The sequence below is a fragment of the Streptomyces sp. NBC_00525 genome (genome assembly GCF_036346595.1).
Classification (GTDB): Bacteria; Actinomycetota; Actinomycetes; order Streptomycetales; family Streptomycetaceae; genus Streptomyces.
Genome location: NZ_CP107834.1, coordinates 4,324,855 through 4,345,417, shown reverse-complemented (window position 1 = coordinate 4,345,417; position 20,563 = coordinate 4,324,855). Strand labels below are relative to the sequence as shown.

At 70.9% G+C, this 20,563-nt stretch carries 21 protein-coding genes and 1 pseudogene; 16 read left to right on the top strand and 6 right to left on the bottom strand.

Annotated features, from left to right (window positions below; translation table 11 throughout):
* Positions 1 to 15 precede the first annotated feature (15 nt).
* Entirely contained in the window at positions 16 to 858 is an 843-nt protein-coding gene (locus tag OG710_RS19545; protein ID WP_330240473.1) for a DUF1206 domain-containing protein, read from the top strand.
* Between the two features lie 61 nt (positions 859 to 919).
* Here the strand turns inward: OG710_RS19545 and OG710_RS19540 are convergent, their stop codons facing one another.
* A complete protein-coding gene (locus tag OG710_RS19540) occupies positions 920 to 1,762 on the bottom strand; it encodes a S1 family peptidase (RefSeq protein ID WP_330240472.1) in 843 nt (280 codons plus the stop codon).
* 406 nt (positions 1,763 to 2,168) lie between these two features.
* Here OG710_RS19540 and OG710_RS19535 point away from each other — a divergent pair, with 406 nt between their 5' ends.
* Both OG710_RS19535 and OG710_RS19530 read left to right on the top strand, forming a co-directional pair.
* The gene (locus tag OG710_RS19535) at positions 2,169 to 3,380 is read left to right on the top strand and encodes a pyridoxal phosphate-dependent aminotransferase (RefSeq protein WP_330240471.1); all 1,212 of its coding nucleotides are present in this window, start codon (positions 2,169 to 2,171) and stop codon (positions 3,378 to 3,380) included.
* A gap of 92 nt (positions 3,381 to 3,472) precedes the next feature.
* Positions 3,473 to 3,871: an SCO4983 family protein gene (locus tag OG710_RS19530; RefSeq protein ID WP_330240470.1), complete on the top strand. Its 399-nt coding sequence runs from the start codon at positions 3,473 to 3,475 to the stop codon at positions 3,869 to 3,871.
* Between the two features lie 104 nt (positions 3,872 to 3,975).
* Here the strand turns inward: OG710_RS19530 and OG710_RS19525 are convergent, their stop codons facing one another.
* Positions 3,976 to 5,802: a phosphoenolpyruvate carboxykinase (GTP) gene (locus tag OG710_RS19525; RefSeq protein WP_330240469.1), complete on the bottom strand. Its 1,827-nt coding sequence runs from the start codon at positions 5,800 to 5,802 to the stop codon at positions 3,976 to 3,978.
* A 236-nt stretch (positions 5,803 to 6,038) separates the two neighbouring features.
* Here OG710_RS19525 and trhA point away from each other — a divergent pair, with 236 nt between their 5' ends.
* Complete coding sequence (trhA, locus tag OG710_RS19520; protein WP_111337881.1) at positions 6,039 to 6,737, top strand: PAQR family membrane homeostasis protein TrhA; 699 nt, start codon at positions 6,039 to 6,041, stop codon at positions 6,735 to 6,737.
* A 75-nt stretch (positions 6,738 to 6,812) separates the two neighbouring features.
* On the top strand, positions 6,813 to 7,430 hold the full coding sequence (locus OG710_RS19515) for a TetR/AcrR family transcriptional regulator (protein WP_330240468.1): 618 nt from the start codon (positions 6,813 to 6,815) through the stop codon (positions 7,428 to 7,430).
* A 21-nt stretch (positions 7,431 to 7,451) separates the two neighbouring features.
* Here the strand turns inward: OG710_RS19515 and OG710_RS19510 are convergent, their stop codons facing one another.
* Positions 7,452 to 9,506 carry a thioredoxin domain-containing protein gene (locus OG710_RS19510; protein ID WP_330240467.1) on the bottom strand — a complete coding sequence of 685 codons (2,055 nt, stop codon included), beginning with the start codon at positions 9,504 to 9,506 and terminating at the stop codon, positions 7,452 to 7,454.
* 132 nt (positions 9,507 to 9,638) lie between these two features.
* On the opposite strand from OG710_RS19510, the pseudogene OG710_RS19505 reads away from it, so the two are divergent.
* Positions 9,639 to 9,821 (top strand): annotated as a pseudogene (locus OG710_RS19505) (Uma2 family endonuclease); the annotation flags it as partial.
* Between the two features lie 352 nt (positions 9,822 to 10,173).
* Here OG710_RS19505 and OG710_RS19500 read toward each other — a convergent pair.
* Positions 10,174 to 11,718 carry a YDG/SRA domain-containing protein gene (locus OG710_RS19500; protein ID WP_330240466.1) on the bottom strand — a complete coding sequence of 515 codons (1,545 nt, stop codon included), beginning with the start codon at positions 11,716 to 11,718 and terminating at the stop codon, positions 10,174 to 10,176.
* Positions 11,719 to 11,977: 259 nt separating this feature from the next.
* On the opposite strand from OG710_RS19500, the gene OG710_RS19495 reads away from it, so the two are divergent.
* Positions 11,978 to 12,325 carry a hypothetical protein gene (locus OG710_RS19495; RefSeq protein ID WP_330240465.1) on the top strand — a complete coding sequence of 116 codons (348 nt, stop codon included), beginning with the start codon at positions 11,978 to 11,980 and terminating at the stop codon, positions 12,323 to 12,325.
* A 180-nt stretch (positions 12,326 to 12,505) separates the two neighbouring features.
* Here the strand turns inward: OG710_RS19495 and OG710_RS19490 are convergent, their stop codons facing one another.
* Positions 12,506 to 13,444, bottom strand: a complete 939-nt coding sequence (locus OG710_RS19490; protein ID WP_330240464.1) for a DUF4357 domain-containing protein — start codon at positions 13,442 to 13,444, stop codon at positions 12,506 to 12,508.
* A gap of 113 nt (positions 13,445 to 13,557) precedes the next feature.
* Between OG710_RS19490 and OG710_RS19485 the strand changes: the two genes are divergently transcribed.
* Positions 13,558 to 13,830: a hypothetical protein gene (locus tag OG710_RS19485; RefSeq protein WP_330240463.1), complete on the top strand. Its 273-nt coding sequence runs from the start codon at positions 13,558 to 13,560 to the stop codon at positions 13,828 to 13,830.
* Entirely contained in the window at positions 13,827 to 14,234 is a 408-nt protein-coding gene (locus tag OG710_RS19480) for a PIN domain-containing protein (protein WP_330240462.1), read from the top strand. The genes OG710_RS19485 and OG710_RS19480 overlap by 4 nt, the downstream gene beginning before the upstream one ends.
* Positions 14,235 to 14,373: 139 nt before the next feature.
* Here OG710_RS19480 and OG710_RS19475 read toward each other — a convergent pair whose 3' ends face one another.
* Positions 14,374 to 14,802, bottom strand: coding sequence for a hypothetical protein (locus OG710_RS19475; protein ID WP_330240461.1), 429 nt, complete (start codon positions 14,800 to 14,802; stop codon positions 14,374 to 14,376).
* A 191-nt stretch (positions 14,803 to 14,993) separates the two neighbouring features.
* On the opposite strand from OG710_RS19475, the gene OG710_RS19470 reads away from it, so the two are divergent.
* From OG710_RS19470 to OG710_RS19440, 7 genes are all read left to right on the top strand, one after another.
* Positions 14,994 to 15,695 (top strand): DUF2249 domain-containing protein, encoded by a 702-nt coding sequence (locus OG710_RS19470; protein ID WP_330240460.1) that lies wholly within the window; start codon positions 14,994 to 14,996, stop codon positions 15,693 to 15,695.
* Positions 15,688 to 16,155, top strand: coding sequence for a cupin domain-containing protein (locus tag OG710_RS19465; RefSeq protein WP_330240459.1), 468 nt, complete (start codon positions 15,688 to 15,690; stop codon positions 16,153 to 16,155). The genes OG710_RS19470 and OG710_RS19465 overlap by 8 nt, the downstream gene beginning before the upstream one ends.
* A complete protein-coding gene (locus OG710_RS19460) occupies positions 16,152 to 16,328 on the top strand; it encodes a DUF6104 family protein (protein ID WP_330240458.1) in 177 nt (58 codons plus the stop codon). Before OG710_RS19465 ends, OG710_RS19460 begins: the two co-directional genes overlap by 4 nt.
* 41 nt (positions 16,329 to 16,369) lie before the next feature.
* A complete protein-coding gene (locus tag OG710_RS19455) occupies positions 16,370 to 17,083 on the top strand; it encodes a helix-turn-helix transcriptional regulator (RefSeq protein WP_330240457.1) in 714 nt (237 codons plus the stop codon).
* A gap of 169 nt (positions 17,084 to 17,252) precedes the next feature.
* The gene (locus tag OG710_RS19450) at positions 17,253 to 18,011 is read left to right on the top strand and encodes an FHA domain-containing protein (RefSeq protein WP_330240456.1); all 759 of its coding nucleotides are present in this window, start codon (positions 17,253 to 17,255) and stop codon (positions 18,009 to 18,011) included.
* A complete protein-coding gene (locus OG710_RS19445; protein WP_330240455.1) occupies positions 18,008 to 19,468 on the top strand; it encodes a protein kinase domain-containing protein in 1,461 nt (486 codons plus the stop codon). Before OG710_RS19450 ends, OG710_RS19445 begins: the two co-directional genes overlap by 4 nt.
* An 83-nt stretch (positions 19,469 to 19,551) precedes the next feature.
* Positions 19,552 to 20,478, top strand: a complete 927-nt coding sequence (locus OG710_RS19440) for a hypothetical protein (protein WP_330240454.1) — start codon at positions 19,552 to 19,554, stop codon at positions 20,476 to 20,478.
* Positions 20,479 to 20,563 lie beyond the last annotated feature (85 nt).

The window sequence follows — 20,563 nt, the reverse complement described above, 5'->3', positions numbered from 1 at the left end:
GGCAACCGAGCCGGCATGGACATCTCTGCGACGGCCTCCAAGGGCCACCGGAAGGCACGGCGGGCGGGCAACAGTACGACCGTGGGGGCGGCCGGCCGCGCCGGGTTCGCGGCGCGCGGGGTCATCTACTTCCTCGTCGGGTTCCTCGCCCTGCGCATCGCCCTCGACGGCGGCGGCGGCGAGCAGGCGGACCGGGGCGGGGCGCTCGCGGAGATCGCGCGGAAGCCCTTCGGCCACGTACTGCTGTGGGTGCTGGGTCTGGCCCTGGCGGGCATGGCCCTGTGGCGGCTGTCCGAGGCGGCGTTCGGCGCGGCCGGCCCGGACGGCCGCAAGGCGACCAAGCGGCTGGCCTCGGGCGGACGGGCCGTCTTCTACGCCTTCGTCGCCTCCTCGGTCCTGATGTTCGCGGCCGGTGACCGGGGCAGCGGGAGCGGCAGCGGTGACGCCCGCTCGCAGGACGTCACGGCCCGCGTGCTGGACATGCCGGGCGGCCGCTGGCTGGTGGGCGCGGCGGGCGTGGGCATCGCCTGCGCGGGGCTGTGGATCGCGGGCCGGGCGGCGCTCCGGAAGTTCCGCGAGCATCTGCGGACGGACGCGATGTCGGCGGCGGTGCGGCGGGCGGTGGACGTCGCCGGGGTCGCGGGCGGGGTCAGCCGGGGGCTCGTCTTCGCGGTGGCGGGAGGTTTCGCGGTGTCGGCCGCGGTGAAGGCCCGTTCCGGCGAGGCCAAGGGCATGGACGACACCCTGCGCGCCTTCAGCGCGACCCCGGCCGGGCCCTGGCTGCTGGGCCTCGTCGCGGCGGGCCTGGTCGCCTTCGGCGTCTTCTCGCTGGCGAACGCGCGGTGGCGCAGGATCTGACCGGAGCGGACGTGTGAGGGGGCGGGGCCGGACGCGGCCCCGCCCCCTCACACGTCACACGTCACGGCTTGGGCAGGGTGCATCCGGCGCGGTTCAGGTCGAAGACGTTGCCGGTACCGACGCACGCGGCGATGCCGTAGGTGTGCTGGGCGTAGTTGATGCCCTGGCGGACCGTCACCTGTCCGTTCTCGTCGACCTCGCACGGATTGTTGTCCGCGCACCGCAGGCCGTCCTCGTTGCCGGTGTTGTTGACGGCGACGACCTTGCCGGTGGCGTTGTCGATCACCGGCGAGCCGGACGTGCCGCCGATGGTCTGGCAGGCGGAGGTGTAGCGGACCGAGTCCTTCCAGGTCCAGGAGCCCTCCTTGAGCCGGTAGACGAATCCGTCCACGTTGCAGCTGTAGGTGCGCTTCCAGTACCCGGACACGACGGTGATCGCGGTGCCCTGCACGGGGTGCGTGGTGCTGAGTTCCAGGGCGTCGATCCCGTAGCGGCTCTTGATCTGGGCGTACGTGGAGGTGAGCCGGTACACCGATATGTCGGTGTCCGTCATCGTCCCGTACGCGATCCTGCTCGCCCGGAGCGTGCCGACGCCCCGGCCGGAGGCGTTGAGCAGGGTGAAGCTCCGGCTGGAGGAGCGGTTGTACACGACCTCGCCGGGGGCCGGGAAGCCGGTCTCCAGGCAGTGCCCGTTGGACAGCACCAGGGCGGGGTCGTCCGGCTGCGAGGCGGGGGTGCGGACGACGGAGCCCGAGCAGTTGCTGAGCGCCACGGTGCCGGCGAAGCCGACGGCGGCCCGGACCGGAGCCGGGGCCGGGGCCTGCGTCGGAGCGGCGGTGGCGGGCGCGATGCCCGCGCCCATGAGCAGCACGGCGAAGAGCGCACCGACGAGAGGCTTTTTCATGTGGGGGTCCCCTCTTGCGAACGAACAGAGCGCGACAGCCCTCTGCAACCGAAGTTCCTTCGGTTTGACATGCGCATGCTCGCGTACGCGGGTGGCCCGCACAAGAGGTGAATTCCGGCCGTCCGCCGGGCCCGGGGGTGCGCGGCTTCCCGGATGAGCGTCAACGCGAACCTCGCGGAGGCTCCCTTCCGTACCACTCCGTGGCGTATCTCACCCGTCCCCGTGCGTCACACCGCCGGACCACCCGTTTCCAAGCCGCGCGCCGTCCGCTTCCAGCGTTCCCACGGCTCGCGGGAGGCGGGCGCATGGCGATGAAAGCCCGCACGTACGTGCGCCCCCGCCCGGCCGGGCCGGGCCGTCACCGAAGGCGGGGCGGGCCGTGAATCACAGTCGTAAGCTCGCCGGCATGCAGGTCATCCAGTCCACGAAGCTCGCCAACGTCTGCTACGAAATCCGCGGCCCGGTGCTGGAGGAGGCGATGCGGCTGGAGGCGGCCGGGCATCGCATCCTCAAGCTGAACACCGGCAACCCGGCCGCCTTCGGCTTCGAGTGCCCACCCGAAATCCTCGAGGACATCCTGCGCAATGTCGCCGGGGCGCACGGCTACGGCGACGCGAAGGGGCTACTGTCGGCCCGCCGCGCGGTGATGCAGCACTACCAGACCAAGGGCATCGAGCTGGACGTCGAGGACGTCTACCTGGGCAACGGCGTCTCGGAGCTGATCCAGATGTCGATGCAGGCGCTGCTCGACGACGGCGACGAGGTGCTGGTCCCCGCCCCGGACTACCCGCTGTGGACGGCGTCGGTCGCGCTGGCCGGGGGCACGGCCGTGCACTACCGCTGCGACGAGCAGTCCGACTGGATGCCGGACCTCGCCGACATCGAGCGGAAGGTCACCGACCGCACCAAGGCGCTGGTGATCATCAACCCGAACAACCCGACCGGCGCGGTGTACGACGAGGAGATGCTGCGCGGGCTGACGGAGATCGCCCGCCGGCACAACCTGGTCGTCTGCTCCGACGAGATCTACGACCGCATCCTGTACGACGGGGCGACGCACACGCCCACCGCCACGATCGCCCCCGATCTGATGGTGCTGACCTTCAACGGGCTGTCCAAGAACTACCGCGTCGCCGGGTACCGCTCGGGCTGGATGGCGGTGTGCGGCCCCAAGGCCCACGCCTCCTCGTACATCGAGGGGCTGACGATCCTGGCCAACATGCGGCTGTGCGCGAACATGCCCGCGCAGCACGCCGTCGCCACGGCGCTCGGCGGCCGGCAGTCGATCAACGAGCTGGTGCTGCCGGGCGGCCGCATCCTGGAGCAGCGCGACGCGGCGTACGACCTGCTGACCCGGATTCCGGGCGTGACCTGTGTGAAGCCGAAGGGCGCGCTCTACCTCTTCCCCCGGCTCGACCCGAAGGTCTACAAGATCAAGGACGACCGCCAAATGGTCCTGGACCTGCTGCGGGCGGAGAAGATCATGGTGGTGCAGGGGACGGGGTTCAACTGGCCGGACCCGGACCACTTCCGCGTGGTCACGCTGCCCACCACCGAGGACCTGACGGACGCGATCGGCCGGATCGCCCACTTCCTGGACGGCTACAGCCAGGTGTAACCACCACCGATCCGGCCCAATACTCGAAGATGGATAACTTTAGACTGAATCCAAGCTAGGATGGTCCTCACAGCACCACCAGGAGGCCATCCATGTACGAACCGATCCGTCCCAAATCGGTCCTCACACCGGCCGACCACGCCGGCGACTTCCCGCGCCGCACTCGCGAGGAGGAGCTGGACATCCAGCTCGCGGGACACCTGGCCGCGCTGCTCGCGGTCACCGACGACCTGGGGCTCGACGAGGCGGCCGACCGCATCGCCGAGCAGGTCGCCAGGCTGCGCGGCGCCCCGCCCGTCCGGCACGCCGGTCTGAGCGACGCGCCCGCATCCGCCCTCCACCGCCGCGCCCACGCCCTCGCGGGCCGGGCCCTGGTGGTGGCGGCCTCCCGCGCCGACACGACGGTCGCGATCCTCGCGGCCGAGCGCATGGACGCCCACACGGAGGCCCTGCCGGCCGGCTCCCGGACCGATCTGGTCGGCGCCCACTGACGGCCCCGGTCCACGCGCCCCCAGGACGCGCGGACCGGGAGCCACCCAGCCCGTCACCGTACGGGCGCGACCGGGCCCAGCCGTCGCCGTACGGGCAGCCGGGCTCAGCCCAGGCGGGTCACCAGGGCGCGGTATTCGTCCCAGAGTTCCTTGGGCGTGTGGTCGCCGAAGGTGTTCAGGTGTTCGGGGACCAGGGCGGCCTCCTCGCGCCAGACCTCCTTGTCGACGCTGAGCAGGAGGTCGAGATCGGCCTCGGAGAGGTCCAGGCCCTCGGTGTCGAGCGCGCTCTTCGCGGGAAGGACGCCGATCGGCGTCTCGACGCCCTCCGCCTTCCCGTCCAGGCGCTCGACGATCCACTTGAGGACGCGGCTGTTCTCACCGAAGCCGGGCCAGACGAACTTGCCCGCGTCGTTCTTGCGGAACCAGTTCACGTAGTAGATCTTCGGCAGCTTCGACTGGTCCGGCTTGTCGGCGCCGACCTTGAGCCAGTGGTTCATGTAGTCGCCCATGTTGTAGCCGCAGAACGGCAGCATGGCGAACGGGTCGCGGCGCAGCTCACCGACCTTGCCCTCGGCGGCGGCGGTCTTCTCGGAGGCGACGTTGGCGCCGAGGAAGACCCCGTGCTGCCAGTCGAAGGACTCCGTCACCAGCGGGACGGCGGAGGCGCGGCGGCCGCCGAAGAGGATGGCCGAGATCGGCACGCCCTTCGGGTCCTCCCACTCCGGCGCGATGATCGGGCACTGCCCGGCCGGGACGGTGAAGCGGGCGTTGGGGTGGGCGGCGGGCGTGCCGGACTCGGGGGTCCAGTCGTTGCCCTTCCAGTCCGTGAGGTGCGCGGGCGGCTCCTCCGTCATCCCCTCCCACCAGACGTCGCCGTCGTCGGTGAGCGCGACGTTGGTGAAGACGGAGTTGCCCCACATCGTCTTCATGGCGTTGGCGTTGGTGTGCTCGCCGGTGCCGGGCGCGACGCCGAAGAAGCCGGCCTCCGGGTTGATCGCGTACAGCCGGCCGTCCTCGCCGAACCGCATCCACGCGATGTCGTCGCCGATGGTCTCCACGGTCCAGCCGGAGATCGTGGGCTCCAGCATGGCGAGGTTCGTCTTGCCGCAGGCGCTCGGGAACGCGGCCGCGATGTACTTCGACTCACCGCGCGGCGGCGTGAGCTTGAGGATCAGCATGTGCTCCGCGAGCCAGCCCTCGTCGCGCGCCATCACGGAGGCGATGCGCAGCGCGTAGCACTTCTTGCCGAGCAGCGCGTTGCCGCCGTAGCCGGAGCCGTACGACCAGATCTCGCGGTCCTCGGGGAAGTGCGAGATGTACTTGGTCTCGTTGCAGGGCCAGGGGACGTCCTCCTGGCCCTCGGCCAGCGGGGCGCCCAGCGTGTGGACGGCCTTGACGAAGTTGCGATCCTCGCCGAGCTCTTCGAGCACGGCGCTACCCATGCGCGTCATCGTACGCATCGAAACGGCGACATATGCCGAGTCCGTGATCTCCACGCCCATCGCGGAGAGCGGCGAGCCGAGCGGGCCCATGCAGAACGGGACGACGTACATCGTGCGCCCGCGCATCGAGCCGCGGAAGACGCCCCGCTCGCCCACGAAGATCTCCCGCATCTCGGCGGGGTCCTTCCAGTGGTTCGTGGGGCCGGCGTCCTCCTCCTTCGCGGAGCAGATGAACGTACGTGTCTCGACGCGGGCGACGTCGCTCGGGTCGGAGGCCGCGTAGTAGGAGTTCGGGCGTTTGATCTCGTCGAGCTTGGTGAACGTGCCCTTGGCGACGAGCTCCCCGCACAGGCGCTCGTATTCGGCCTCGGAACCGTCGCACCAGACCACCCGGTCCGGTTCGGTCAGTGCCGCGATCTCGTCCACCCAGGAGATCAGCTCCTGGTGGTTGGTGGGAACAGTGAGGGGAGCCGCGATGTCGCGCGCCACGATCGCTCCTTGGTGAGGGTGTGTTCGGTTGGTGCTCTTGTGCCCTGGTGCCCCGTGGGGGCTGCGACCCGGATGCGTGTACCCCTTCGAATTCCCCTGGCGCTCATCCGGTGCCGACCGCACTCATTTGATCATCCGCCGCTCGCGCCCATATGTCCAGAGGGCCGCCCATGTGAGCATCCGCACGTACCCCGGTCCATATCGGGTACCTACGGCGGCGTAGGTACGATGCGGAAATGACTGCTGCCGCCGCCGCACCCGACACCGCCGGTCCTCGCCCGGCCACGCTCGCCGACGCCCCGCTCAAACCCCGGATGCGCGGCTGGCTGCATGCCGGGATGTTTCCCGCCGTCGTCATAGCGGGTCTGTTCCTGGTCGCCCTCTCGGACAGCACGCGGGGCCGGATCGCCTGTGCGATCTACGTTCTGACGGCGTGCCTGCTGTTCGGCGTGAGCGCCGTGTACCACCGGGGTACGTGGGGGCCGCGCGGCGAGGCCGTCCTGCGCCGGCTCGACCACGCCAACATCTTCCTGATCATCGCGGGCACGTACACGCCGCTCACCCTGCTGCTGCTCCCCGAGTCCACGGGTACTCCGCTGCTGTGGGCGGTGTGGGCGGCGGCGCTCGCGGGTATCGCGTTCCGGGTCTTCTGGGTCGGCGCGCCGCGCTGGCTGTACACCCCCTGCTACATCGCGATGGGCTGGGCGGCGGTCTTCTTCCTGCCGGACTTCATGCGGACCGGCGGGATCGCGGTGCTGGTGCTGGTCGTCGTCGGCGGCGTGCTGTACAGCGCGGGCGGCGTCATCTACGGCATCAAGAAGCCCAACCCGTCGCCGCGCTGGTTCGGCTTCCACGAGGTCTTCCACTCGCTGACCCTGGCCGCCTTCGTGGTGCACTACGTCGGCATCTCGCTGGTGGCGTACAACCACAGCTGACGCGGCCGGCCGGCTGCCTCCGGCCCCGTACGTCCGGCCCGGCCGCGGCGGCGGGCGGTACCGGACAATGGGCCCATGACCGCCACGTCCCGTCCCCCGTCCCACCCCGCGCCCATGGGTCTGCGCGAGCGCAAGAAGTACCGGACGCGGGTGGCGATCCGGCAGGCGACGTACCGCCTGATCGACGAGCGGGGCTACGAGGCCACCACCATCGAGCAGATCGCGGAGGCGGCCGAGGTCTCGCCGAGCACGGTGTTCCGCTACTTCGCGTCGAAGGAGGACATCGTCCTCACCGACGAGTACGACCCGGTCATGGAGGCCCTGCTCCGGGCGCGCCCGGTCGACGAGCCGCCGCTCGAGTCGGTCCGGCTGATGATGCGGGAGGCGCTGACCACGTTTCTCGCCGACGACGACGGGGAACTGCGCCGCCGCACCCGCCTGATGGCCGAGGTCCCCGCGGTCCGCGCCCGGATGACCGAGACGATGTCGGACACCGCGAAGACCCTGGCCAGGGTCCTGGCCGACCGCACCGGCCGCGACCCGGACGACCTGCGCGTCCGGGTATTCGTCGCGGCGGTCCTGGGAGCCCTGCGCGAGGCGACGCTGTACTGGGCGGACCGGGGCCAGCAGGGCGACCTGCCGGCACTGGTGAACGAGGCGCTGGGCACGCTGGAGGGCGGGCTGCGGCTGTGAGAGCCGCGGCCCGCCCGGCCGTTACGGCGTCCCGCCCAGCGCGTGGGCCAGGGCGCCCGGGTCCGTCGTCGGGGCGTCGCACACGAAGTGGCGGCAGACGTACGCCGTCGGCGCGCCGTCCTTCATCACACGGTCCGCGAGCAGCGGGAACTCCGCGCCGCCCGGCTCGCCGGCCGCGACGACCGCGCCGGGGGCCCGGCCCAGCAGGGCCGCACGGTGCAGCTCGCCGCCGACCGGTCCGGCGACCGCCACCTCGCGAGGGCCGTCGAGCAGCGCCTCGGCCACCGCGAGCCCCCAGCCGATGAAGCGCGGGGCGCGCGGGCCCAGCGCCTTGACGACGCCCAGCGCCTCCTCGGCGGCGGTGCGGTGGGGCTCGGAGCCGGTGTGCGCGGCGTACGACAGGAGCGCTCCGGCGGCGGCCGTCCAGCCGGCCGGGGTCGCGCTGTCGGTGGGGTCCTGGGGGCGCCGGATGAGCTGCTCGGCGTCGTCGGCCGTGTCGTACAACTGGCCGCCCTCGCCCCGGAAGTGCTGGAGCACGATGTCCAGCAGGAACCCGGCGAACTCCAGCCAGGCCCCCTCGCCGGTGACGGCGGCCAGGGCGAGGAAGCCCTCGGCGACGTCCCCGTAGTCCTCCAGCACCCCGGCGTGCTCACCGGCGCGCCCGTCCTTCGAGGTGCGGACGAGCCGGGCGACGGGGCCCATGTGCACCCGGACCAGCAGGTCGGCGGCCTCGGTGGCGCGCTCGACGAGGTCGGGCCGGTCGAAGTAGGCACCGGTCTCGGCGAGCGCGGCGACGGCGAGGCCGTTCCAGGCGGCGACCACCTTGTCGTCCCGGCCGGGGCGCGGGCGGGCGTCACGGGCGGCGAGGAGCCGCTCGCGTACGCCGGCGGCGCGGGAGTCGCTGCCGTCACTGCCGTCACCGGGGTCTGCGGCGTCTCCGGGGTCTCCGGCGTCGCCGGGCAGCTGGAGGACCGAGGCGCCCTCCTCGAAGGTGCCCTCGTCGGTCACGCCGTAGTACGCGGCGGCGAAGGCGGCGTCCTCCTCGCCCAGGACCTCGCGCAACTGGTCCGGCGTCCACACGTAGTACGCGCCCTCGACGTGCTTGCCGGTGGCGTCCTCGCTGTCGGCGTCGAGCGCGGAGGCGAACCCGCCCTCGGGGGTCCGCAGCTCGCGCACCATGAAGTCGGCCGTCTCCAGGGCGACCCGGCGAGCGAGATCCGACCCGGTGACGCGCCAGAGATGGGCGTACACGCGGCACAGGAGCGCGTTGTCGTAGAGCATCTTCTCGAAGTGGGGGACGACCCATTCGCGGTCGACGGCATACCGGGCGAACCCGCCGCCGAGCTGGTCGTAGATCCCACCGCGGGCCATCGCCTCACAGGTGCCGACGACCATCTGGAGAGCGCCGTCGGCCCCGGTGCGGGCGTGGTGGCGCAGCAGGAACTCCAGCGCCATGGACGGCGGGAACTTGGGCGCCCCGCCGAACCCGCCCCGCTGCTCGTCGTACTCCCGGGTCAGCCCGAGCAGCGCCTGCGCCAACTCCGACTCACCGGGCGGCCCGTCGCCGCCGTGGGCCAGGCTCCGCTCGGACAGGTCCCGCACGATGCGCCCGGCGACCTCCCCGACCTCGTCACGCCGCCCGGTCCAGGCGGCGGTGACCCCTTCCAGCACCTGCCGGAAGGACGGCATCCCGTGCCGCGACTCGGGCGGGAAGTAGGTCCCGAAGTAGAACGGCTCGGCGTCGGCCGTCAGGAACACGGTCATCGGCCACCCCCCGTGCCCGGTGGCCGCCTGCACGGCCTCCATGTACACGGCGTCCACATCGGGCCGCTCCTCGCGGTCCACCTTCACGGACACGAAGTGCTCGTTCATGTACGCGGCGGTCGCCTCGTCCTCGAACGACTCGTGCGCCATGACGTGACACCAGTGGCACGACGAGTACCCCACGCTGAGCAGCACGGGCACGTCCCGCCGCCGCGCCTCCTCGAACGCCTCGGGCGACCAGGGCCACCAGTCGACCGGATTGTCAGCATGCTGAAGCAGATACGGCGAGGTCACACCAGCCAACCGGTTCATACGCGCCAGCCTCTCACAACGCCGCCCCCGGCCAGGGGCACCCGCGCGGGATCGAGTCGGCGCCGCCGACCGCTCAGTACGCTGAGTCCCAGCGGCACCCGGATCGCCGAGGTTCCTCGAAGGAGGCACTCCATGACCGCCGAGATGGTGGTGCCCGCGTGGATGCATACGCAGATCAGCGCGGAACAGTACGACTCCTGGTCCGAGGAACAGTGCACCGGGATCGAGATCGTGGACGGGATGGTCGTCGTGGGCCCGAGCGCCTCCAAGCGCCACAACCGGCTGGCCCGCATCCTGGCAAACGCCCTGGACGCCCTCGACACCTCCCACGTCCTGTGGCTCAATCGGCCCAGGTCTTCGCCGACCCCCGTCGCTGTTACGGGCATTGGCGGATGATGGCGCACGCACTTCTCTGCCACCTGGTGCGTGCTGGAGGAGTAGGGCGACTGGGAGTTCGCCAGTCGGTCCATGCCTCCCATCGTTGCACCACGAGGATCGCGCTGCGTGACCATTTACGCACGAAGAACGGCTGCCGCAGGCCGGAGGAGGCACGATTCCGAACCTGGGGTCGAGGCGTGAGTCGTACAAAAGGTCACTCGGATAATGCGCGGCAGGCCAAGCCGCTCAGGACTACCACGCCTTCGGGGGCGACTCCCACGTCAATGTCCTACTCCTCCCTCGGCAGGCCGTGGAGGGTGCGGTGATAGGCGAGCGCCTGTCTGTCGATCCGGTGTTCCGGAGTTTCCCGGAGCACTCCGCGCACCGTGCTGTCAGCCCGGCTCACGACCGTGAGGTCATCGTTGATGACGAACATGCCTGCGTCCATGAGCACATGGCAATTGGGACACAGACACAGCACATTATTGATCGCGTCCGCGCCGTTGTGGGGACGGGCCAAGGAGCGGATGTGCACAGCTTCCGCGTAGGCACGACCACCCTTCAGCAGGAGACGGACGCCACAGATTTGGCACCTGAAGTCGTGCATCTGTTTGACGAGGTTGGCAACGGCAGTACTGCGGACGACCCGTTGGACCGAAAGGGGTGACCTCATACTGCTGGCCAAGCCCGACCTCTCGGCTTCGTCTCGTTGCGGGAGGTGCGCTACACCCTGCTCAGCAGGCGCCCTTCGGACGAGGCGGAATCGCCACACACGCCGTCCGTCCGGTGACTGCTCGGACCAGTAATCCTCAACCGTGTAGAGCCCATCGTAACGGTATGCCAGGCCGCCAGGGGCGTTCGCGGTCCGGCGGACCACACGAACGGGAACACGGGTGGACGCACTCCTCGCCAGCGCGGCATTGCCACGGGTGAGCTGCTGATCTCCCGTCGCCCCCTCGCCGGTATAGATGATGACGTCACCGTGGTCCTCGTCGCCGGAACGCTCGTCGCTGAGGACAACCGACTCCGCCCCCAGAGTCTCGCTGCCCGCAATGCCGGACATCAACTGTCGATGGACTCCAGCTCTGGCCAAAGTCCCGCGATCGTCGAAACGGCGTCCCGGCAGGACTCCGGGCACATGACCGAACCCATCGGAGGACGACGGCACGCCTCCGGTAGGGTCCGCCTGCCCGCCAGGCAGCGCCGTAGCCAACTCCCTGACCCTGGCGCGTTCCTCCTTCCGTGCCGTGCGCGCCCGGAGAAGGGCTTCCCGGAGCGTCTCCGTTCGCGGCGCATTGCACACGACCGACTCATCCGCCTCGCCTCCGGCTCCGGCTTTGATCACGGAGGCCAGGCCGGCGAGGACCTGGTCGAACCGCTCAGGCGTGGGGAGGGTCCGCCCGTCGAGGTAGGAGTCCAATGTACGAGCGCTCACCTCGCAATGGCGGGCTACCGCTTCGGTGGCAGGCCTGCCACACACACCCCAGAGGGCACGCAGTTGGTCGGCGAAGTCGGCCTCTTCCGGCGTGCGGCGCGGAACCGCCGCTCCCGCCAGGCGCGACCGCTCCGCCATAGCCCCTTCGGCCACACGTCGACGCTCACGCCACCGGCCCCGTTCCGCCGCAGCACCATTCGCCCACGCGTCGACCATCAAATCCAGCGTCTGCACACTCGGCAGGCGGGCACCGCTCAGCGCCGCGTAGACCGCAGTCCTCGACGCGCCGCACGCGACCACCGCATTGACCGTTCCGTTCGCCCTCTCCCGCAGTTCACGAAGGGCTCGCGCGAACTCAGCCAGGGGCCCATCACCCCTCACAGGGAGCGCCCTGGACACATTTCCACTGTGAAGTAGAGCACATTTTCCCTTCTCTTCGAAGTGTCATGAATCACACCAGAGTCGCCAGAATAGCTTCTGAGCTGCAACGATCCCAATCTACAACAGTCCCGCGGTATTTTCTGCGGACCAACAGGGTCGAAAGGTCTGCCATTGTTACGTCGACGGCTGAGTCGTGCGCCTGCAACGAGCGACGGCTCCCTGCGCCAACAGGAAGCCGTCTCACTCGTAGTCCCCTTCTATCGGTACGGAGAACTACATGTCTGAGGGTACGGGGAATCCCCTGCCTCGCGAAGTCGACCAGAGCATGGACGGAATCTTGGGTGCGGAACCACGGCGACGCCCCACTCGCTGGCTGACCCCCGCCGGTCTGGCGGTGACCGGCGCAGGCACCCTTGCCGCCGGTTTTCAGGGCAACATGGCCGTCGCCGCGATGTCGGCGGCTCCGAGCCTGCTCCTGGGCGCTTTCTTCTTCTTCGGGGTGGTCTGTCCTGCGGTCTGGTCCCGTAAGCCGCAACGCCAGAAAGCGGCCCTCGCCGTGATGACCTCCCTGCTCGGAACGGCTCGGCGCCGGAACACCACCCGCCGCCGGAGTCCGGCCGGCTAGTCCGCACTTCCCTGTTGGGATCATCTGGGCACAGAAGCGGGACGGCGTACGAGGTGGCTGCGGAGGGCGCGGTCGACGTTGCCCCCGCAGACCCCGGCGCCGGCTCGCGTCAGGACTCCTCTGCAACTCCTGCCGGGTTCTACCGGCAGGAGTCGACGACCACGGACGGCGCGCCAGCTGTCAGGGGCGCTCCGCAGCCTCCTGCGTCTCAGCCTTGCGTACGGCCGCCAGAGAGTGCCCTTTTTCGTCCTTCCATCTGTCCACCCCATTGACGCTGTATCCCAGCATCACGCTGGCAGCAGGGGACGGGTGCGTGAAGGTGTACGTCTGTGTCAGCCGTAGGCGCTCACTGTTCTCAACAACCAGGACCTCCTCTTCCAGAAGCTGCTCACGCAGCCTGCGAGAAGCCTCGGGCATGGAGTCAGTGGCCTTTCTACGCGCGAAGGAGCCCTCCAGGACAGTGAAGCCGTGCGGGCTCTCGTAACCTCTCGCGATGATCAGCTTTGCCTTCGTGCTCAGGCGGTACTCGCGCCGTGGAGAACCCGAGCCGGACCGGGAGGGAGATGCAGGGTGCACAGCCAATTGCTCGTCGAAATAGGGCGCTCCCTGCAGTAGCAGGATCGCAAGGGCGTGCTTGAGGTACTCCTCCAGAAAACGAGTGTCCTGCCCATCGAGCGCGAGCGGGCGCGGCTGGTTGACGTTGATGACAGCCCGCCCGAAGTCGAGCGCCGACTTGATCAGATCTGCCTCCAGGCGGGAGGTGATCGCGGTGCTCAGAGGATGGCCGCATGCGCTTGTCAGGACAAAGGTGTAGTTCCAGAAGTCCTTCGCCTTGGCCGTCTGGTAGGTGTCCATACGGGTTCGCAGGGCATCGCTTCGGCCGATGTACAACTGGTACGGCCTGGAGAGGCTGCCGTCGTTGGGACCGACCAGGACATAGACACCAGGGCGCGCCAGTTCGCCACGTACATCTCGGTAGGCCAGCCGCGGAAAAGCCAGGACCTCTCCAGTCCAGCCCTTGCGCGTGACTCGGCGCAGCCCATCAGCCACACCATCGACCAGCTCAATGGTGTAGAACTCGCTGGCGTCATTCGTCCTCGACATGTCGACAAGGTTCACACACACGATTTCGAAGGCCCACACGCACCCCGATCTGCACCTGATCACGCCCATCGAAACCGGGAGCGTGCATGACCCTCGCAGTGTAATAGAGCTTGTCCTACACTTCGAGCATGAAGCCAACCCGGGCCGGAACCACCGAGAACATCTCCGTGTCCATGCCCGCCGAGCTGGTCAGCGAGCTCCGCTCCCGAACCGGCCGACGCGGGCTGTCCAGCTACATCACCGAGGCTGTCAGGCACCAGCTCGCCATGGACGGACTCGCGGAGATCGTGGCGTCCCATGAGGAGGAGCACGGCTCACTCACGGAGCAGGAGATCGAAGCCGCTCGTCGCGAGCTGTTCGGAGACGTGAACACCGAGGATGTCGAGCGGGGCGCTGCGTGAAGGAGCAGCCGGCCCGCTCGCTGGTGCTCGACTCCGAGGCACTCTCTCTACTCCTGCGCAACGACCGCGGTATGGCGGCCCGCATCGAGGCATCCCGGCAGGCTGCGGTTCCCGTCCTCGTGTCTGCACTGACCATTGTTGAAGCCGTACACGGGAAGACCGATCTGGCGCGCTTGAAATGGCTACTCTCCCGGCTGCGGGTGGAACCGGTCAGTCAGGAGGATTCCCTCACTGCAGTGGCACTACTCCGGGACGCGGGCGGGCTGCATGGGCACAAGTACGCAATCGACGCCCTCGTCGCCGCGCTCGCGCTCCGCGTCGCAGCCCCCGTGATCGTTCTGACTTCCGACCATGACGACTGGTCGAAGCTCTGCGGGAAGCACGTGATCATCAGAGACGTATAGGCACGGCCAGCCATCGGGCTCGCGAGTTCACTGGCACCAGCGCCATGGCGAGTGCCCCACACTGAGCAACACGGGCGCGTCCCGCCACCGTGCATCCTCGAACGCCTCGCGCGAACCCGCGCAGCGGGCGGGTGGGCCGTTATGCCGTTGTCAGGGTGATGCCCAGGGCCAGGAGGGCGGCCACCTTCGCGACCTCGAAGGCCACGTAGTAGACGTGGCCGCGGGAGCGGGGGAGGTCTTCGCCTGCCAGGACGCGGTCCGACCTTCGGTTCAGGGGGCGGCGGACCGCTGCCAGTTGGACGGTGAGCAGGAGTGCGACGGCGGCGGTGAGGGCGATCACCGGGGTGGGCGGGTCGCCCAGAGCGATCGTTACGGCGATGGCGGCGGTCAGGGCGATCTCGGCGCGGTTCAGTGCGCGGAAGACCATGCGGCCGATGCCCAGTCCGATGGGGATGGTCACTCCGGGGGCGCGGAACTTCAGCGGCGCCTCCAGGAAGGAGATCGCCAGCACCATCCCGAGCCACAGGAAGGTCAGGGCACCCGCGATCGCGGCCGACGTGGCGTTCATGGAAACGCGCCTCTCCTCTGCGTCCGGACTACGTCTCGTTTCGTTTCTACGAACGGTACAGGTAATAAAGAGGGCCGTTCCGGGCGGGGTGGCCACCCGGTGCACGCTTCCGCCGTTTTTTTACGAGGACGCATGTAATAATTCCGTGCAGCACGGACCGTGCTCAGTCCGACGACGAAGGAGTGCCACCCATGTCACCTGCCGCAGAGGTCTTCATCCAGGCGACCGGCACGGACCCGGACGTGCAGGCGCAAGGTGTCGTCGAGCACGCCCAGGGGCAGTTGCTGGAGCGGCTCGAAGCGCTGGACGCGTCACAGGCGGAGTCCGCCGCCCCGCTCGTCGAGCAGCTGCGCCGCTATCTGGCGGCCGCCGATCTGTCGCTGTACGCGGCGGCGTCCGGCGCGGCCGGGACCCGGCTGGCCGTCCGCGCGCTGCGCGCCCAGGTCGCGGTGGTCCGGGAGCAGCTCGACGCGCTGGCCTCCGCAGGCGACGGGAGCGGGCGCGAGCGCGCCCTCCGTACGCTCGGCGGCGGGCTCGCGGTGCTCCTGGGCGCCGAGCGCGACGTACTGCTGCCCGCGCTCCGGACCCTGCCGGGCGTCGATCTGCCCGCGCTCGCCGAGGACTTCACCACCGTCCTGGAGGGCGGCCGGCTGGCGGACTCCGCGGTCATCGACGTCCGCGAGATCCCGCACGGCCGCCGCCACCCCCGCATCTTCACCCGCTTCGCCCGACTCGCGGACGGGGAGTCCTTCGTCCTGGTCAACAACCACGACCCCAAGCCGCTGCGGCGGGAGTTCGAGGCCACCCACCCCGACGCGTTCACCTGGGAATACGTCGAGTCCGGGCCCGAGCAGTGGCAGGTCCGCATCACGCGGGTGGCCGCGAGTGCCTGAGACCCGGCCCCACGACCCGGCCCACGACCCCGCACCGGAAGCACCGCGCACCCCCGAACCCGCCCCCGCCGCCCGGCTCCTCTGCGACGTGCACGCCCCCGCCCGCACCCCCGACGCCTCCGGTGTGCTGTGGAAGCTGGCCGAGTCCGGGCGGCAGCTCGACGCCAACCTGGTCCGGCTGCCGGCCGGGGAGCACATCGGCAGCCACGCCGAGCCCGACCTCGACGTCCTGGTCCTGGTCGTCGGCGGTGAGGGCACGATGCACACGCCGCAGGGGGAGCTGTCCCTCGCCGAGGGGGCGCTCGCATGGCTGCCGCACGGTTCGACGCGGAGCATCACGGCGGGGCCCGAGGGCCTCACCTATGTCACCGTGCACCGCCGCCGACCGGGCATGCAGATCCGTCCCCACCCCGAGTCGGCCCTGGCGTCGGCGCACGCCGGGGCCGGGCGGCGGTCATGATCGACCAGGCCCTGGAGACGCTCCGGGCGAACCGGGGCACGCAATCCGTGAACCTCGCCTGGCTCGCCGGTGAGCTGCGGTACTTCGTCGACCTGAACCCCGACTTCGAGGTCCCGGTGGACCGGCTCACCACCTGGCTGGCCCGGCTCGACGACCTCGATGACGACGAGTGACGACCTCGTTTGTCCGACACACGCTGGGTAAAATTGACCGAATGAGTGAGTCGATGTTCCGCGATCCGGCCGGGAGCGGCTCCGGCGCCATGGGCGAGAGCCGGGGCCATGTCCTGGGCGTCCTGCGCTCCGCTCCCGGTCCCGTGGGGGTGCGGGAGATCGCCGAGAGCACCGGGCTGCACTCCAACACCGTACGGTTCCACCTGGACACCCTCGTCGGCGAAGGGCTCGCCGAGCGCGACAGCGAGGCGCTCGGCCGGCCCGGCCGGCCCCGTGCCGTGTACCGGGCCACCGCGACCCGGACCACCGCGGACCGCCGCAGCTACCAACTGCTCGCGCACATGCTGACGGGCCTGGCGGCGGAGAGCCTGGAGCAGCCCGCGCAGGCCGCCGCCAGCACGGGCGAGGCGTGGGGCCGCTATCTCGCCGACACCCCCTCCCCCGCACAGCGGCTCACCGCCGAGGAGGCGATCGGCCGGCTGACGCGCGTGCTCGACGAGGCCGGGTTCGCGCCCGGTCCCGTGGAGGGGAGCGAGCCGGACGCCGTCGTCCCGCTGCGCCACTGCCCGTTCCTGGAGATCGCGCGGGAGCACCGGGACATCGTGTGCTCCCTGCATCTCGGCCTCATGCGGGGTGCCCTGGAGGAGGTACGCGCGCCCCTCCGGGTCGACCGCCTGGAGCCGTTCGTCGGCCCGTCCCTGTGCCTCGCCCATCTGACGCCCTCGGACGAACGGCCACTGGACGGCGCCGCCTGACGACGGTCGCGCCCGACGACGGTCGCGGCCCGACCCCGATCGCGGCCGACCCCGGTCGTGTCTGACGCCGGTCGCGCCCGACACCGTTCCGCCTGCGCGTCATGCGGACATTTATCCGGAGTTCCTAGCCTGGCGGCGCATGGCTCGCATCGGGGGAAGGAATTCGTCCATGTACACCGTCGTCGTGGTACCGGGGCCCGGTATGGCGCCCCGCGACAAGGTCCGGCTGGCACCCGGTGAGACGCTGCGGTTCGGGCGGGAGGCGGTCGGCGGGGCGCCGGCCGGCGCGTGTCTGGGCATCCCGCACGAGGGCGTCTCGCGCGCCGCCGGGGAGATCACCGCCACGGACACCTACTGGTCGCTCAGCAATCTCAGCCGCACGGCGACCTACGCCGTCGAGAACCCGGAGGGCGCCGGGGAGCACATCAAGGTGGCGCCCGGCAGGCTGGCGGCGCCCGTCGCCTTCGAGTTCGCCCGGGTCGTCCTGCCGGCCGGCCACGAGCTGGTCAGCTTCGACGTCTGGGCGCCCCGGCACGACTACGCCGCCCCGGACGAGGCCGGGCGCCGGGACGGGGAGGCGACCGCGCTCGCCTTTCCGCTCGACCGGTCCAAGCGGTACTTCACCGTGCTGGCCGCGCTGTGCGAGCCCCGGCTGCGCGGCGAACCGTACGCGCCGCTGCCGACCGTCGACCAGGTCGTGGAGCGGCTGCGCCCGGTGTGGCCGGCCGCCAACCGGGCGGCCGTGCAGTGGAACATCGACTACCTCGCGGTCAAGCTGCGCCTGAAACCGGGGCCCGATTCCTGCGAGTCCGGGCCCCGGCTCAACGGCAAGAAGGACACCCTCGTCGCGCTGGCGCTCCGCTTCGACCTGGTGCGCGAGGACGACCTCGACGCGCTGCGCCCCGCCGCGAAGGGCGCGCCGCGGTGAGCGGGCGGCAGCCGTACGGCGTCGCCTCCGTGCCGCCCGGCTACCGCGTCGGGCCGTGGATCGTCGAGAAGCCGCTCGGCGCGGGGGCCTTCGGCAATGTGTACGCGGCCCGGCACGAGATCCCCGGGGCGCAACCGCCGCGCGCCGCGCTGAAGTTCCTGCCGACCGGTACGCACACGCCTCGTCAGTTGCGCCACCTGCGCGAACTGGCCGAGCGCGAGGTGGCGTTGCTGCGCCGGCTCCGGTCGCCCCGGCTGATCCGGATGCATGACGCGCTGACCGTGGACGACCCGGACCACCCCGAACTCGACGGCGCCACCGTCCTCGTCCTGGAGGAGGCGCGCAGCTCGCTGGACGCGCTGCTGCGGGCGGACGGTCCGCCCGAGGAGGGCCCCGCCCTGCTCGTCCAGGTCTGCGAGGGCCTGCGCCAACTGCACGAGGCGGGCTGGGTGCACGGCGATCTCAAGCCGGGCAACGTACTCCTGATGAAGGACGGCACGGCCCGGCTCGGGGACTTCAACATGGCCGCCGAGCTGGAGGGCACCCACGCCTACTCCCCCGCGTTCTCCACCGCCGACTACACCCCGCCCGAGCTGCTGTGGTCCGAGGTCGGCGAGCGGGGCATGCAGATCCGCAAGACCGCCGACATCTGGGCGTTCGGGGTGCTGGTCCACCTCGTCCTGACCGGTTCCCACCCGCTGCCCGGCGGCACGCCGACCGCCCGCCGGGACGCGGCCGTGCGCTATGCGCGCGGCGAGGAGGAGCTGCGTCCGGCGGACGAACTCCCCGCCGGGTGGCGGGAGATCGTACGGGACTGCCTGGCCCGCACCCACGAGGAGCGGGCCCCGCACGACGCGGCGTCGCTGCTGCGGCGCGTGACGGCGGTGGCGGAGGGCCGCGGTCCGGGCCGCCGCCGCTCCGGCCGGCCGCTGCTCCGGGCGGGCCTGGCGGCCGTCGCCGCCGTCGCGCTGGCGGGGGCCGGCCTCGGGGCGTGGGCGCCCTGGGAGGAAGCCCCGGCGGCCCGGCCGGACGAACGGGCCGCGGCCGGCCCCGGCGAGGAAGCGGCGGGCGCCGGTACCACCGCGAGCCCCGGCGGGGGCGCGTCGGAGCCCGGTACGCCCGTGAAGAGCGCCGGCGCGAGCGGGTACGACCGCTGCGAACCCGGCTTCGTCTGCTTCTTCCCGGAGAAGGACGGCCGCGGCGAGATATGCGCCTGGGAGGGCGACGACTCCAACTGGGCGGACGGGGAGAACGACTGCGCCTGGGCCGCGGAGCGGGCTCCGGCCTCGATCTTCAACAACGGGATCGCCGATCCCAACGGCTATGTCGCCGTCACCTACTTCGCCCGCGACGGACTGCGCGACCGGATCGGCTGCGTCGACCGCGGGCAGCGCTACAACCTCGCCCTTCCCGACCGCGTGCAGTCCCACACCTGGGCGAAGAACTGCACCCTCTGACGTACGAGGTACCGCCCCCACCGCCCCGGCGGGAAGGTAGGGGTGTGCCGCCGGGGGGCGGCACGGCAACGGGGGGTGGTGGCATGAAACGGGGGTTCATCGCCGCGTGCGTGGTCGCGGTGGCCGTATCGGCCGCCGCGGCCGGGTGCGCGGGGGACGGCTCCTCCGGCCCGGCGCGAACGGCGCCGGCGGCCGGACCGGAGCGGGACGCCACCCGCGCCGAGGAACTGCGGATCTCCGACGCCCTCCAGGCGCTCACCGCGCGCTGCATGGAACGGCACGGCTTCCGCTACTGGCCGGGAAGTCTGCTCACCCTGGAGGAGAGCCGACTCGCCGGGTACGTCAACGACGACACCGCGTGGGCCGCCGAGCACGGCTACGGCAGCCGCATCGAGGAGAAGGCCGACCGGGCGCGGCGCGCCAACCCGAATGGCACGTACCGCGCGAAGCTCTCGCAGCGGCGCCGCGCCGCCTACGACGAGGCGCTGGGCGGCGGCCCCGACACCCCGGTCCTGACGGCCGAGATCCCCACGCCGAAGGGCACCGGGAAGATCAGCAAGCGGATCGGCGGCTGCTCGGCGGAGGCCGAGAAGAAGCTGTACGGGGACCCGGCCGCCTGGTTCCGCGCCGACAAGGCCGTCAGCAATCTCCAGGGCTTGTACGTGCCCCGGATCACCCGCGACCCCGAGTTCACCGCCGCGCTCAAGGACTGGGCGCGCTGCATGGACCGGGCCGGGTACCCGTACGCCGATCCGCCCGCCGCGCGCGAGGCCGTGGCACGGCAGGCCGTGAAGCTGCCGGAGGGCGAGGCGTTCGCGGCGGAGAAGCGCGTCGCGGTGGCGGAGGCGCGGTGCGCCCGCAGCAGCGCGCTGGCGACCGTGGCGCGGGAGCGCGAGGCGTACTACCGCGACCGGCTGCCCGCCCGTTACCGCGAGTTGATCGACACCCACCGGCGGCTGGAGCGCCGGGCGTACGCCCGCGCGGAACGGATCACGGGCCCGCGCGCCTGAACAAGCCGTCCCACCGCCCCGCCCCCACCGCACCCACAGACCTCCACGGCGTCCGGCCGTGGATCAGCACGCCTCCGACGAGGCA

Bases quoted from the DNA above. Each gene is read 5' to 3' on its own strand.
- OG710_RS19545 (WP_330240473.1), top strand. From the start codon at position 16: ATGGACATCTCTGCGACGGCCTCCAAGGGCCACCGGAAGGCACGGCGG.
- OG710_RS19540 (WP_330240472.1), bottom strand. From the start codon at position 1,762: ATGAAAAAGCCTCTCGTCGGTGCGCTCTTCGCCGTGCTGCTCATGGGC.
- OG710_RS19535 (WP_330240471.1), top strand. From the start codon at position 2,169: ATGCAGGTCATCCAGTCCACGAAGCTCGCCAACGTCTGCTACGAAATC.
- OG710_RS19530 (WP_330240470.1), top strand. From the start codon at position 3,473: ATGTACGAACCGATCCGTCCCAAATCGGTCCTCACACCGGCCGACCAC.
- trhA (WP_111337881.1), top strand. From the start codon at position 6,039: ATGACTGCTGCCGCCGCCGCACCCGACACCGCCGGTCCTCGCCCGGCC.
- OG710_RS19515 (WP_330240468.1), top strand. From the start codon at position 6,813: ATGACCGCCACGTCCCGTCCCCCGTCCCACCCCGCGCCCATGGGTCTG.
- OG710_RS19510 (WP_330240467.1), bottom strand. From the start codon at position 9,506: ATGAACCGGTTGGCTGGTGTGACCTCGCCGTATCTGCTTCAGCATGCT.
- OG710_RS19495 (WP_330240465.1), top strand. From the start codon at position 11,978: ATGTCTGAGGGTACGGGGAATCCCCTGCCTCGCGAAGTCGACCAGAGC.
- OG710_RS19485 (WP_330240463.1), top strand. From the start codon at position 13,558: ATGAAGCCAACCCGGGCCGGAACCACCGAGAACATCTCCGTGTCCATG.
- OG710_RS19475 (WP_330240461.1), bottom strand. From the start codon at position 14,802: ATGAACGCCACGTCGGCCGCGATCGCGGGTGCCCTGACCTTCCTGTGG.
- OG710_RS19470 (WP_330240460.1), top strand. From the start codon at position 14,994: ATGTCACCTGCCGCAGAGGTCTTCATCCAGGCGACCGGCACGGACCCG.
- OG710_RS19460 (WP_330240458.1), top strand. From the start codon at position 16,152: ATGATCGACCAGGCCCTGGAGACGCTCCGGGCGAACCGGGGCACGCAA.
- OG710_RS19455 (WP_330240457.1), top strand. From the start codon at position 16,370: ATGAGTGAGTCGATGTTCCGCGATCCGGCCGGGAGCGGCTCCGGCGCC.
- OG710_RS19450 (WP_330240456.1), top strand. From the start codon at position 17,253: ATGTACACCGTCGTCGTGGTACCGGGGCCCGGTATGGCGCCCCGCGAC.
- OG710_RS19440 (WP_330240454.1), top strand. From the start codon at position 19,552: ATGAAACGGGGGTTCATCGCCGCGTGCGTGGTCGCGGTGGCCGTATCG.